At 45.3% G+C, this 13,758-nt stretch carries 12 protein-coding genes and 1 pseudogene; 9 read left to right on the top strand and 4 right to left on the bottom strand.

Features of this window, described 5'->3' with window-relative positions; genetic code table 11:
- Nucleotides 1-4: 4 nt before the first annotated feature.
- The 4 genes from rsxC to NQ564_RS09945 all read right to left on the bottom strand — a co-directional run bounded on the left by rsxC (nt 5) and on the right by NQ564_RS09945 (nt 4,370).
- Nucleotides 5-1,336, bottom strand: a complete 1,332-nt coding sequence (gene rsxC / locus NQ564_RS09960; protein ID WP_008150710.1) for an electron transport complex subunit RsxC — start codon at nt 1,334-1,336, stop codon at nt 5-7.
- A gap of 11 nt (nt 1,337-1,347) precedes the next feature.
- On the bottom strand, nt 1,348-2,295 hold the full coding sequence (locus NQ564_RS09955) for a Fe-S cluster domain-containing protein (RefSeq protein ID WP_008150708.1): 948 nt from the start codon (nt 2,293-2,295) through the stop codon (nt 1,348-1,350).
- 10 nt (nt 2,296-2,305) lie between these two features.
- Nucleotides 2,306-2,722, bottom strand: coding sequence for a SoxR reducing system RseC family protein (locus NQ564_RS09950; RefSeq protein ID WP_008150706.1), 417 nt, complete (start codon nt 2,720-2,722; stop codon nt 2,306-2,308).
- 100 nt (nt 2,723-2,822) lie between these two features.
- Nucleotides 2,823-4,370 (bottom strand): DUF3078 domain-containing protein, encoded by a 1,548-nt coding sequence (locus NQ564_RS09945; RefSeq protein ID WP_129650076.1) that lies wholly within the window; start codon nt 4,368-4,370, stop codon nt 2,823-2,825.
- 528 nt (nt 4,371-4,898) lie between these two features.
- On the opposite strand from NQ564_RS09945, the pseudogene NQ564_RS09940 reads away from it, so the two are divergent.
- The 9 genes and pseudogenes from NQ564_RS09940 (at nt 4,899) to NQ564_RS09900 (ending at nt 13,670) form a co-directional block, all read left to right on the top strand.
- Nucleotides 4,899-7,306: pseudogene (locus tag NQ564_RS09940) on the top strand (ABC transporter permease).
- A 35-nt stretch (nt 7,307-7,341) separates the two neighbouring features.
- Complete coding sequence (locus NQ564_RS09935; protein WP_039848271.1) at nt 7,342-8,016, top strand: ABC transporter ATP-binding protein; 675 nt, start codon at nt 7,342-7,344, stop codon at nt 8,014-8,016.
- 25 nt (nt 8,017-8,041) lie between these two features.
- The gene (locus NQ564_RS09930; RefSeq protein WP_008150692.1) at nt 8,042-9,241 is read left to right on the top strand and encodes a 6-bladed beta-propeller; all 1,200 of its coding nucleotides are present in this window, start codon (nt 8,042-8,044) and stop codon (nt 9,239-9,241) included.
- A 66-nt stretch (nt 9,242-9,307) separates the two neighbouring features.
- Entirely contained in the window at nt 9,308-9,874 is a 567-nt protein-coding gene (gene hpt / locus NQ564_RS09925; protein ID WP_008150690.1) for a hypoxanthine phosphoribosyltransferase, read from the top strand.
- Between the two features lie 90 nt (nt 9,875-9,964).
- Complete coding sequence (locus tag NQ564_RS09920; RefSeq protein WP_008150688.1) at nt 9,965-10,534, top strand: adenylate kinase; 570 nt, start codon at nt 9,965-9,967, stop codon at nt 10,532-10,534.
- Between the two features lie 102 nt (nt 10,535-10,636).
- Nucleotides 10,637-11,797, top strand: coding sequence for a GTPase ObgE (gene obgE / locus NQ564_RS09915; protein WP_008150686.1), 1,161 nt, complete (start codon nt 10,637-10,639; stop codon nt 11,795-11,797).
- Nucleotides 11,745-12,590 carry a peptidoglycan editing factor PgeF gene (pgeF, locus tag NQ564_RS09910; protein WP_008150684.1) on the top strand — a complete coding sequence of 282 codons (846 nt, stop codon included), beginning with the start codon at nt 11,745-11,747 and terminating at the stop codon, nt 12,588-12,590. Before obgE ends, pgeF begins: the two co-directional genes overlap by 53 nt.
- A gap of 45 nt (nt 12,591-12,635) precedes the next feature.
- Nucleotides 12,636-13,328 carry a B3/B4 domain-containing protein gene (locus NQ564_RS09905; RefSeq protein WP_129650074.1) on the top strand — a complete coding sequence of 231 codons (693 nt, stop codon included), beginning with the start codon at nt 12,636-12,638 and terminating at the stop codon, nt 13,326-13,328.
- Nucleotides 13,329-13,469: 141 nt separating this feature from the next.
- Nucleotides 13,470-13,670, top strand: a complete 201-nt coding sequence (locus tag NQ564_RS09900; protein ID WP_008150680.1) for a winged helix-turn-helix domain-containing protein — start codon at nt 13,470-13,472, stop codon at nt 13,668-13,670.
- The last annotated feature ends 88 nt before the right edge of the window (nt 13,671-13,758 follow it).

Below are 13,758 nucleotides of genomic sequence, written 5' to 3'. Positions count from 1 at the left end.
TGTTTTATGACTTTCTTGCACGAATAATACCCATAACTTTGCCTTTACCCAATCGGATCTGATCCAACAGCGGGCGGTTGGCAGGACAAGTATAGCTACAGGAACCACATTCGATGCAGTCCTGAATGTAGTTGGCCTCGGCTTTTTCCCAGTCTTTATAGACGGTGAACTTCATCAAGAAGGCCGGATTCAGCCCCATCGGGCAGACGTTCACACACTTGGCGCAACGGATACAGTCCTGCATCGGCTTGCGGACGGATTCTTCTTTTGTCAGGAGCAATACGCCGGAACTACCCTTGGTTACCGGAACTTCAGCGCTTACCAACGCTTTACCCATCATCGGGCCGCCACCGATAATCTTACCCGTGTTTTCGGGAATACCACCGGCTGCCTCGATCAGTGTGTTGATGGGCGTACCCATACGGACCAGGAAGTTCGACGGGTTGGCAACGGCCTTTCCTGTTACGGTCACGACGCGCTCGAACAACGGTTTGTTCTTCTGGACGGCTTCGTAGACGGCGTAAGCGGTTCCAACGTTCTGTACGACGGCTCCGGCCGAGATGGGCAGGGCGCCGCTCTTTACCTGACGACGGATCACAGCGTCGATCAACTGCTTTTCACCCCCTTGCGGATATTGCACCTTCAGTGGCATGATCTCGATTCCGGGATAAGCGGCTGCCAGCTTCGTCAGGTGGGCGATTGCATCGGGTTTATTGTTTTCGATACCGATAATGGCTTTGTTTACATTGACGGCTTTCATCAGTAACGTGACGCCTACCAGGATCTGTTCACCTTTTTCCATCATCAGGGAATGGTCGGAGGTCAGATAAGGTTCACATTCGACAGCATTGATGATGATGATCTCTGCTTTGCTTCCGGGAGGTGGCATCAGTTTCACTTGTGTCGGGAAAGTAGCACCCCCCAGACCTACGATACCGGCTGCTGCAATCTTGTCGACGATCTCTTTAGAGGATAACGTACAGTCTTTTACCAATGCATCACTGCGGTCGATCGTTTCTTCCCATTCATCTCCTTCCACATCGATGTAGATGGCAGGACGCTTGTAGCCGCTTGAGTCGAGAGCGTTATCTATTTTGTTTACTTTACCGGATACCGACGAGTGGATGTTGGCGGAAACGAAACCTCCTGCCTTGGCGACAAGTGTTCCGACTTTAACCAGATCACCCTTCTTTACCACTGCCTGGGCCGGAGCCCCGATGTGCTGACTGAGCGGTATGATTACCTGCTTAGGAGCAGCTAACGCGGTAATTTTCTTACCGGCAGACAATTTATTTTCGGGCGGATGTATACCTCCGATTCGAAATGTCCTTAGCATACTATTAGATTTTATTTTTGATTTGTTTCTTCTTTTGTTTCAACTTTAGGAGTTTCTGTTTTAAGAACTTCGGCCTTCGGTGCTGCCGGTTTCGGTGCTACCTTCGGTTTTACTTTGTCGGCGTCCACAGCCGGAGCTGCCTCTTTACGTGGCGGGAAATTCAATTCGTGAATAGCACCGGTCGGACATACGGCTACGCACTTGCGGCATAAGCGGCATTTTGTGTAATCGATGTAGGCCACGTTGTTTTCTACTGTAATGGCTTCGAACGGGCATTCCTTTGCACATTTGCCACAACCGATACAAGCATTGGCACATGCTTTCTTGGCTACTCCGCCTTTGTCTTTGTTTACACAGCTGACGAAGATACGGCGTGATTTGGGGCCTTTCTTACGCAGTTCGATGATGTTTTTCGGGCAAGCTTTTACGCAAGCTCCGCATGAAGTACATTTGTCTTCGTCCACTTCCGGAAGTCCTGTCTCAAGGTTGATGTGGATGGCGTCGAAGTTACATGCTGCCACACAGTCGCCATAACCTAAGCAACCGAATGAACAGCCGGTCTCTCCGCCATACAGGGTAGAAGCAATCGCACAACTCTGCACACCGTCGTATTGGTTGGTACGCGGACGGGCGGCACAGGTTCCGTTGCAGCGGACAACGGCTACCATCGGTTCTGCGCTGGCTGCTTCTTTTCCGAGGATGGTGGCTACTTTACCCATTACCGGTGCTCCGCCTACGGGACATAACAGGCCGTCCAATGTGTCGGCCTTTACACAAGCCGCAGCAAAACCACCGCATCCGGGATATCCACAACCTCCGCAATTGGCTCCAGGCAATACCTCCTGAACTTGTGCGATACGAGGATCTTCGTATACTTCAAACTTCTTGGAGGCGGCGTATAGAAAAACTGCGCCGATGGCTCCAATCGCTCCTAATGAAATAACGGCAATTAAAATCATGATATGTTTGTCAATTAAGTTTTTTCAAAGTAAAAATGAATCGCCTTTTTAGTTGGTCGCGTAAAAAGTATAATATGCAATAATAAGGAACTAAGAGCAGTAATCCGGTTAACCCGCTTGTGGTTTCTTCCCATTGCATACTTGTACCTGTTACAATAGCCGCAAAAACTATTATAAGCGGAAATACAAATGCAAGAAGTACGGCCTGCAGCCCCAGTGAACTTTGTCCGCATAACTGGACTTCTTCATTTATATGGAATTTTCCAGAGTTGTCCGGAACCTCGATGATCTTCTCTTTACTCTCGGATGCCGTACACATACTTTTCGCATGGCATCCGGAGCAAGCCGATTGTTGGATGATCCTGACATAGACCGTACCGCCGTCGATCTTCTCTATAACCCCATTGTGATTGATACTTTCGCTCATATTTGTAATCTCGACATTGCAAAACCGAGGCAAAAGTACGTATTATTTGGAAATTATGTCACGATTAACAAAGTTTATTATGGAAATAATCGACTTTGTCTTACCATTTGTAATTAAACCCGAAGCTTAACAGCTCGTTGATCTGAAGATAACTGTCGAAATCTTCTTTCTTTTCCACGGCATCATCATACCGGAGGTTCAATGATATGGTTGTAGAGAAGAAGCGGCTGATGGCCATTGTCAGGCGGTTTTCAAATTCACCCAACATGCGGTCGTAGCTGGTAAAATAATAAAAACGTGAATACCAGCTTACATTCCGGTTGAATTGGAATGTCATGGTTGCATTGATCGTGGAACCGAACTGGCTGAGCTTGTAGTTGTATTTATCTGTAGCTTCATTCTTTTTGAAACCGTGACGTCCCAAATCTATGTCCTTGTCCGTACTGTACATGAATGTATATGAAAGCGGAGCCAAGTTGGCAGACAGGGTCAGTTTTTTATGGCGTCTGTTGGGGAATGTTTTATTCAAGTCGTATTTCATACCGATACCGAGGTTGATGTTGAAGGGCGATAAGAAACCGGCGAGTTTATTATTTGTGTTTTCCGCATAATTGCTGAACAACTGTGTTTGGAAAGTCGCATCGAAGGTATAGAACCATTTATTGAATGCTTTGTAACCGATATTACTGTGAAGACGCAACACGTCATCACCGATCTTATAATCGCGCAACGTATCCTTGGGAGCCGTATAGACATTCGTTTTCCATTCCAATTCATTTGTAAACTGAACTTTGTCTTTGTTATAATTGTACACGAAATATTGGCGGTTGGTCAGATTTAAAGTGCTTACACCCCCCTTGTGCCAGTTCGGAGAAATATAATTCTGTGCAAACTGAATGGCGCTTTCGAAATGAGAAATCCAATAACGGCGTTCCGGGATGAACTTGACCGGAGTGTCCACGTCGCTGAAAGCGTTCGGGTCGCTTTCTATTTTGATTAGTTCCGGTTCATATGTCGCTTTCTTGATAACATGTGTTTTAACGACATCGGTTGGCAGGTCGCGTTCCGAATAGCGAAAATATTCCGGGTAGTTTACACGTACATAATTATATGCGGTATTCTGTAACTTGTTCTTTAATGTTTCGTCTTGGAATAAAGTGGTATCCGGTTCGAACAATGGAAAATTGGGACGTTGTTTCGCAATAAAGTCCTTATCATACAATTGCAGGTCTTTCGGGATAAGTCCTCCCTTGAACAAGATCGGTGTGAACAGCGGGTTGACGATGGTCGTATCCCGTAAGGTGGCCCACGGGCTGATGATAGTAGACGGGTCGCGTACCCAATTTACCCAATATTGTGCTTCCGGCGATAATTCTATCTCGTCTTTTTTTAAAAAGCGGAGCAAGTTTTCACTCGGTGTAGCGGGAGAGGAGTAGCTGCTATTGAGTTTTTCGAACTGTGCCCTGAGGTCAGGGATTTTATCCAGTTCCGTTTCTTCCAAATCTAATAAAGGGAATGTATCGGGGACAGCAGTCTGAACCGGCTGGTTCAACTGATTCCCGCTGATTATATTAACTTCCTGTGCTCCTCCCCGATTACTACTAAATAACAATACAATAAATAACGCTAAAACAGACCTCTTTATCATAGTCGCATCTTTTTACATTCATTTAAAATATTGGTGCGAAATTAATGAAAAGTTCTGAGATAGACTAATTTTATGTGTAATTGTGGTGAGGTTGAATGCTTTGTTTTTTACTACTACATTGCACGATGTTTTCTATTGAGCCTATCTTATTGTTGATCAGCTACTAATTCTGATTTTATGCAAGTGTATTTTGTTTTCGGCGTTGTCGAGAACATATTCGACAATGCCGTGTAAATATTCGACAATGTCGAAAATATCTTCGGCAATGTCGGAAACAAATTACATTAGCATTTATATATGCATATACTGCATAGGAAAGCTGGTTCCATCGGAATCTGTTCGTCATTTGTTGAAATGGAATTTTATTTTGTCTGGTGATGGAGGATCATATCTGTGCGTTTTTGCACGTAAGGTGTACGGGAACGGACAATCTGTTTAAAGGGGAGAGTATATATAGGGTTGTAAATAAGTGAATTCCGAAATTGGCATGGTCTTTGCTTTGTTTTAAATGATTCATAAAAAAGAGATATGTTTAAACACTATGTAAAAGTCGCACTCCGGTTAATCAAACGGAGCTTTTTGTTTTCGTCTATTAATATGTTGGGGTTTGTGCTGGGGATGACGGCTGCTTTCCTGATCTATCTTTGGATTGTGGATGAGTTGACCTTTGAAGATTTTCAAATTAACCGGGATTCGATCTATCGCCTGGTTGCGGTAGAGCAGGAGGGGGGCGGACAAGTAAAGGAGTCTGTCTATACGGTAGCACCGTTGAGCAAGGCATTCCGGGAAGAGTTTCCGCAGGTGGAGAATGCGACTTTTATGTTGAATTTCGGAACTTTGAACTTGCATTCGGGCACTGATTTGATTGAAGCGACCTATAAGTATGTCGATACTACCTTTTTCGATGTATTCAGTTTTCCGGTTATCGCCGGCGATCCTGGTCTGATAAAGAAAGATCCGCAACAAATCGTGCTGGCGGAGTCGACGGCAAAGAAATTGTTTGGTAGGACTTCGGCTGTCGGGAGAGAAGTTACCTGTCAGTTTTTCGGGCAGACTTTTCGTTATAAAGTGGCGGCAGTCCTGAAAGTCCCGCGTAAAAGCCATATAACGTTTGAGGTCCTGTTGAGCGAACAGGCTTATTACGAACCGATGAATTGGGATTTTGTCGAGGGAACAAGTGTCTATATCCAGTTACGAAAAGGTACGGTTTTATCCGAAACAGACTGGAGGAAGATGAGCCGTGTCTGGCTGAACCATAGGGATAAGGGGATGCGTTTGGAGTTCCAACCGCTGAAAGATATTCATCTACAGACGTCGTTTAAAGATCCGGAAGTCGGCAATCATGGGAATATGTCGCAAATTTATCTGTTTACGGTTTTGGCGGTTCTGATCGTTTTTATGGGGGCATTCAATTTCACAACCTTGTCTACGGCACGTGCTTCCCAGCGATTTAAGGAAATCGGCGTCCGGAAAGTGACTGGAGCCAAACGGAAGGTTCTGGTGATGCAGTTTTTGTCGGAGAGTCTGGTACAGGCGTTCCTGTCGCTTATATTGGCATTGGCGTTGACGGAATTGCTGCTACCGCTTTTCAACCGGTTTGTAGAAAAAGATATTGTGTTGACGGCCAATTGGCAGACCGTATTGTTTGTCCTGTTCGGAATTATCGGAGTCGGCTGCCTGGCAGGAGCGTTTCCTGCTTTTTATATGTCGCAGTTTAATCCGCTGCAATCTTTTAAGGGAGGATCTTCGACCGGGAAAAAAGGCACGTTGGTCAAAGGCCTGGTATGTGTACAGTTTGTCATCGCTATAGCGATGGTCATTTGTACTTCTGTCGTATTCAAACAACTTCATTATCTGCAAAATGCAGATTTGGGCCTGGACAAGGAAGATATGGTGGTTGCTGATTGCGGCCTTTTCGACTTTATGTCGTATATGGGCGGTTATGGGATTGATGATTATAAGCAGGAAGTATTGAAGAATCCGAATGTCAGGTCTGTGACCGGAGGAGTGGAACTTTCGGATTATCTTCAGGGACATCGTACGGAGGAGAATTCGTTCAGTTGGACGAATGAGGCCGGACAAGTCGATTCGCTGAAAATGGTCGGAGTGGCCGGTGATGGCGATTTTATGGGAACATTGGGCTTGACTCTGTTAAAAGGAATGTCGTTTGGAACAGATAAAAAAGCCTATATGGATGGCGCCTATGAGAAAGAGTTACCGATTGTAATTAATGAAACCGCCTGGAAGATGATGAATGTGGAAGATCCGGTCGGTATGCTTCTGCAGAATAAAGGGTGGTACGGAGAGGCATCGCGGATTGTTGGTATCGTGAAAGATTTTAACTTCCAGCCGTTGCGTGAGAAAGTTAAACCGGCTTATCTGTATTATTCCCGCCGGCTGTTAAATACATTATATATAAAGATTTCTCCTGAGAATAAGGCTGAGACATTGAAGTTTCTGAAAGAGGAGTATGAGAAGATGCGCCCGGATAACGTCTTTACATATCATTTTTTCTCAGATGCCTTGAATCTGAATTATGTTCATGAACGGCAGCTTGGCCAGATGTTTCTGGTCTTTACGATACTGGCTATCATTGTCGCTATGATGGGAGTGTTCGGTCTGGTCGCTTTGTCGACGGTGCAACGTACGAAAGAGATCGGTATCAGAAAGGTGAACGGAGCACATTCCCGACGGATTGTGTGGATGTTCTGCCGGGAATATATGGTTGGGGTTGGGATCGCATTTTTATCGCCTGCCCGTTGAGCTATCTTCTGATGCTTCGCTGGATAAGTAACTTTGCTTATCAGACAACGATCAGTTGGTGGTTGTTTCCGCTGGCTGGCTGTGTCATCTTGCTGATTACGATGTTGACGGTCATTGTCCAGGTTGGGCGTGCCGCCTCCCGCAATCCGGTGACATCATTGCGCTATGAGTGAATGAAATGACAAGCATGGAATAAAAACAGATGATTATGATAAAAGCAATTAGTCTGACAAAAGTGTTCCGTACGGAAAGTGTGGAGACGACAGCCTTGAATGGCATTAATCTGGAAATAAACGAAGGGGAGTTCCTGGCAATCATGGGGCCTTCCGGTTGTGGAAAATCGACTTTGCTGAATCTCTTGGGACTGTTGGATAACCCGACGGACGGCGAGCTGTGGTTTCTCGGACAGGAAGTTTCCCAATATACGGAAAATAGCCGTACGGACTTGCGGAACGGAAATATCGGTTTTGTTTTTCAGAGTTTTAACCTGATAGACGAATTGACGGTCTTTGAGAATGTGGAACCTCCTTTGCTGTATGCAGGTGTTTCGGTCAAGGAACGGGTGGAAAGGGTGAATGCGGCTCTCGACCGGATGCAGATCGCTCACCGCTCGGAACATTTCCCGCAACAATTATCCGGCGGTCAGCAACAACGTGTGGCGATTGCCCGTGCCATCGTCACGAATCCGCATATCGTCCTGGCGGACGAGCCGACCGGAAATCTGGATTCCGTCAATGGCAATGACGTGATGAATCTTCTAACGGAGCTGAATCGTAAAGGGACGACCGTCGTGATGGTTACCCACTCCGAGGAAAATGCCCGGATGGCAGGCCGGCTGATCCGTATGATAGATGGCAATATTTTGACAGAAAGTAGAAAATGAATGGAAACATTAATAAAATAAGATAATGAAGAGACTAAATTTAAGTTGGGTACTTTTTTTGCTGATAGCTTGCAGTTCACCGAAATCCGATCCTTCGAACTGTCCGGTAGCGGATATAAGGGCTGGGCTCGAGAATCCGAAGAGTTTGAAATTGAGTGATGAAATAGAAAGCGTTGATTATGTTCCGTTAGAAGTAACTTCCGATGATGCATCTTTAATAGATGGGGTAGCGAATTATGCCGTTACGGATAAATATATTTATGTTCTCCCGGTAAAGGAGCAGCGGATTGTTTTGTTCGACAGGCAGGGGCATTTTATAAAGACATTGATTCCGTTCGGGCAGGGACCTGGAGAGTTTAGCGGTTTCGTTGCCAGTATGCAGGCGGATGAAAAGAACGATCGTCTCTATTTATTCAGTACGGATCGGGTAGAGGTCTATACGTTGGACGGCGAACCTGTGCAGCATTTCACTCATGATTATCAGATTATTTTCCAGTATAAGCTCGGTCAGGGACACTTGGCGGCCGTATCTATGCCTTATGTACCTTTCCAGAACGGTAGTTTCGGTATCGGTCTTTTTACGGAAAAGGGAGATACGATTACGATGAAGAATGATTTTTCATCTCCTTTGGTTTCAAGTGATAAGTCAGGTTTGACGGTTCGGATCGCAGCAGGCTATTCCGGTCGGCAGCAATCTGTGTTGTTCAAAACCGGTAGTAACGATACCGTGTTCAGGCTGTCGGACGATAAGATTTCGCCCGCTTGTGTCCTGAGTTTGCGTAACTCGGATGAGGAAATGATCAATTCGCTCGATGTGACGAATTTTAATAGCCTGAAAAACTTTGGAAATGGCAAAGATTACTTTGTTTCCGATCTCTTTGAAACACCCCGTCGATATTATTTCCGCCTGAGGAATAACGACGGGCATTATGTCGCTTCGGTAGATAAGAACACCGGTGAAGCGTTGGTGGAAAAATGCGAACAACCTGCTTCACTCAAGGAATTGGCGGCTACGACTTTGCAGCATGGTCTTTTAGGGACAAGAAGCTACCAGGGATTCCCGGTCTGGGGAAATATGACAGGGAATGACCTGGTACAGGTCATAACATCGGCAGAGCTTGATTATTATAAGAATATCCGTTCGATTTTAATCCCTGAACAATTGAAAAACTTAGGGGAAGAAAGCAATCCGGTCTTTATATTTTACAAATTAAAGGACTCCTGATCGATCACATTGTTTGTGCTTACCCGAAAAAGTTGTACATTTGTCCCCTCGAAAATCAGACGGAATATGGATAGAATCCGATTAAAAGACAAAGAATTTGAACTCTTTATCCCGGAAGAGGAGATAAAAGAAGCGATAGCAAAAGTGGCGGAACGTATTCGTGCCGATGTGGAAGGCACACATCCGTTATTCGTAGGGATTCTGAACGGAGCTTTCATGTTCACTGCGGAGTTGATGCGCCAGTTGAACGAGCCGTATGAAATCACTTTTGCCCGCTATTCATCCTACAAGGGGACCAGTACGACCGGTGTAGTTCGTGAGATTATGCCAGTACAGGCCGATGTGAAAGGGAGGACTTTGATCTTGATCGAGGATATCATCGATACCGGCTTTACGATGCAGTATGTTATGGATAAGCTTCGCAAGGACGGGGCGGCCGATGTTAAGTTGGCGACTATGCTGTTCAAGCCTGATTCGTTGAAGTGCGATCTGAAACCTGATTATATCGGCATCCGGATTCCGAGTGACTTTATTGTCGGTTACGGACTGGATTATGATGAACAGGGACGGGGCTATCGGGATATCTATAAGATAATTGATAATTTGGGAAGAGGAGGAAATTTATTAGATTAATGTATAATAAGAGGCGATGGATGGTTGGATAGTTGGCGAGTAATTGTCAATTGCCAATTGTCAATTGTCAATTTAAAAAGTTTACTTTTTATGTTGAACATTGTTATTTTTGGTGCTCCCGGTTCAGGAAAGGGAACACAGAGCGAATTGATTATTAAAGAATATGGTTTGGACCATATCTCTACAGGTGATGTTTTGCGTTCTGAAATGAAGAACGAGACAGAGCTGGGTAAGATTGCTAAAGATTATATCGAAAAAGGACAACTGGTTCCGGATGAGTTGATTGTTGACATGCTGGCTAAGGTTTTGGACAGCAAGGTGAACTCCAAAGGTGTCATCTTCGACGGTTTCCCCCGTACGATCCCGCAGGCAAAAGCACTGAAAGAAATGTTGAACAAACGTGGAACCGATGTATCCGTTATGCTGAACCTTCAGGTAGAAGAAGAAGAACTGATCAACCGTCTGTTGGAACGTGGTAAGGTCTCAGGCCGTTCGGATGATAATCTGGAAACAATCAAGTCAAGACTGGATGTTTATCACAAACAGACTGCTCCTTTGGCTGATTACTATATCGGTGAAGGTAAACATGTTGCCATCAAAGGTATGGGGACAATCGAAGAAATTTTCGGACGTATCAAAGAAGCGGTAAATAATTTGTAATAGATTTATGAATGGGATTTATGATTTATGATTTGTGATTTATATCCTTTGTCGCTATGAATCATAAATCATAAATCATAAATCATAAATTAAAAAGTAAAAGTGGCTGAATCAAACTTTGTAGATTATGTAAAGATCTATTGCCGCTCAGGTAAGGGCGGGAGAGGGTCTTCTCACTTTCGCCGCGAGAAATACATTCCGAAAGGAGGTCCCGACGGAGGCGATGGAGGGCGAGGAGGCCATGTGTATCTTCGTGGAAACCGGAATTACTGGACGCTTCTTCATCTGAAGTATGAACGTCATATCATGGCGACAAATGGTGAAGGCGGCGGTGCTAAACGCAGTTTTGGGAAAGACGGTGAAGATCGTGTGATAGAAGTCCCTTGCGGAACAGTCGTGTATGATGCCGATACGGGTGAGTTTATCTGTGATGTGACCGAGGACGGTCAGCAGGTAATGTTATTGAAAGGCGGGCGTGGAGGATTGGGTAACTGCCACTTCAAGACGTCGACCAATCAGGCTCCCCGTTATGCACAACCCGGCGAACCGGCGCAGGAACGTATGGTGATCTTGCAATTGAAACTGCTGGCCGATGTCGGTCTGGTCGGTTTCCCGAATGCAGGAAAGTCGACGTTGTTGTCGGTTGTTTCGGCTGCCAAACCGAAGATTGCCAATTATCCGTTCACGACGCTCGAACCGAATCTGGGGATAGTAAGCTATCGTGACAACCGTTCGTTCGTTATGGCCGATATCCCTGGCATTATCGAAGGTGCCAGTGAAGGTAAAGGGTTGGGATTACGCTTCTTGCGCCATATCGAACGCAATTCGTTACTCCTGTTTATGGTGCCGGCCGATGCGGATGATATCAAGAAGGAATACGAAATTCTTTTGGGCGAACTGGTCAAGTATAATCCGGATTTGCAGGGTAAAAGTCGTGTTCTGGCTATTACCAAGAGCGATATGCTGGATGAGGAGTTGATCGAGGCATTGTCCGAAGATCTGCCGGAAGGCGTTCCTTATGTATTTATTTCTTCCGTTACCGGAATGGGGATCACCGAATTGAAAGACCTGTTATGGAAGGAACTGAACAAGGAAACGTTCCATGAGGTAGAGTGTATTGTACATAAGAACATCGATGTAAGCGCACTTTCGCTTGATGATGATTTTGTTATTCCTCTTGAGGAAGATGATCCCGACGACGATGAAGAGTATGAAGAATATGAAGATTGGGATGACGCAGAAGATGACGATATTTCCAAATGAAAAAGTGAAGATGTTGCAATTTCCCGCATTAAGCGAGGATTGCAACATCTCTCATTTTGTGACAACCCGCCAAGGAGGTGTGAGCGAAGGTGCATATGCTTCCTTTAACCCCGGCGAATACAGCGGGGACAATCCGGAAGCTGTCCGGGCGAACCGGAAACTTCTTTCAGATGTGCTCGGAATTCCTTCCGAACGTATTTTCGTGCCTTTCCAGGTTCACGGGGCGGAGATTCGTTCGATCGAGCCTTTTTTTCTTTCCCTTCCATTGGAAGAACAGCAGCTTTATATGCACGGTGTAGATGCTCTGGTGACGAATGTGCCGGGAGTTTGCATTGCCGTCTCAACAGCTGATTGTGTCCCTGTCCTGCTGTATGCTCCCGATGTAAAGACGGTGGCCGCCATTCATGCCGGTTGGCGGGGAACCGTACAGCGGATCGTCGCGAAAACCGTTCGCTTCCTTATTGATGAATATGGAGCCGATCCTTGTCTCATGAAAGCCGGTATCGCTCCTTCCATCGGTCCCGATGCCTTTGAAGTCGGCGAGGAGGTTGTCGACGCCTTTCGGGAAGTCGGTTTTGAAATGCCGCGTATTTTGAAGCGCAATGTCGATACAGGAAAAGCTCATATCGATTTATGGGAGGCTAACCGACTGCAACTATTGTCCGAAGGCCTCTCAACCGGACATATCGAACTAGCCGGCATCTGCACTTACACCCATCCCGACGATTTCTTCTCCGCCCGCCGTTTGGGAATCAAGAGCGGGCGTATCTTGTCCGGTATCATTGTTAAATAGATGGTAAATAACAATCTATAGTTTTATAAATCATAAATTTTCCCTATGTTACACATTTCAATTTCAGAAGAAGTAGCTACCGCCTGTCCGGATTTACATGTTTTGGTCCTGTCTTGTGATGTTTGCAATTCGGAACCGGATGAACGGCTTTGGCAGGAGATAGCGGACGAAGAAAAGGTAGTCCGGGAAACAGTTAAACTGGAACAAATCAACAAATGGCTCCCTATACAGGCTACCCGCCAGGCTTATAAGCGTCTGGGAAAAGATCCGAATCGTTATCGTCCTTCTTCTGAAGCGTTGCGGCGGCGTATTCTTCGTGAATTACCCCTTTATAAGGTCGATACGTTGGTTGATCTCATCAATTTGGTTTCTATCCGTAGCGGATATTCCATTGGTGGCTTCGATGCAGATAAGATTGCCGGTGGAAGTCTGGTGCTGGGAGTCGGTAGGGAAGGTGAAGTTTATCATGGAATCGGGCGTGGAGAACTGAATATTGCAGGTTTGCCAGTCTATCGGGATGCGGTCGGCGGGGTCGGAACTCCGACCAGCGATGAGGAACGGACAAAAATAGGGCTGGATACCACCCGCCTGTTAATGATTATAAATGGTTATTCCGGATTGGATGGTCTGGAATCGGCAGGAAAGTATGCGGCAGACCTATTAAGCAAATATGTTTCAGCTATAAACATGGAGGTGGAACTTATTACAGCTGAGGATAGGCGGAAAATAACACTATAATTGTGCTATAGCAATGTTAATTATGCTTACAAAGTATAAAAAGCACCTGTTTTTATGCTAAAAAACATCTATATCCTTTTGTTTTAATCGATTAATCTATAAATTTGCCCCCGTTAACGAATTAACAAAACAAAAAGAAACATGATCGAATTGATTGGAACAAACGCCGGCCTTGTTTGGAACGCATTAAATGAAGGCGGTAAGATGAGTGTTAAGGCAGTAAAGAAAGCGACTAAGATTAAAGCGGAAAAAGATATGTATGCTGCTTTTGGTTGGTTAGCGAAAGAAGGCAAATTGGCTTTCGAAGACGTCGAGGGTGAATGGTATGTTGCGTTAGTATAAATATAGCGTAGCTGAATCTATTAGAAGGAGGGCTGTTCGGATTTTAGTTTGAACGGCCTTTTGTGTATCCGGACGTTTTCTGTCAAAA

Origin of the sequence: Parabacteroides johnsonii DSM 18315, assembly GCF_025151045.1 — a bacterium.
GTDB classification, from domain to species: Bacteria; Bacteroidota; Bacteroidia; order Bacteroidales; family Tannerellaceae; genus Parabacteroides; species Parabacteroides johnsonii.
Note: the sequence above shows the minus strand (reverse complement) of the source record. Positions and strands in the feature narration are given on the sequence as shown.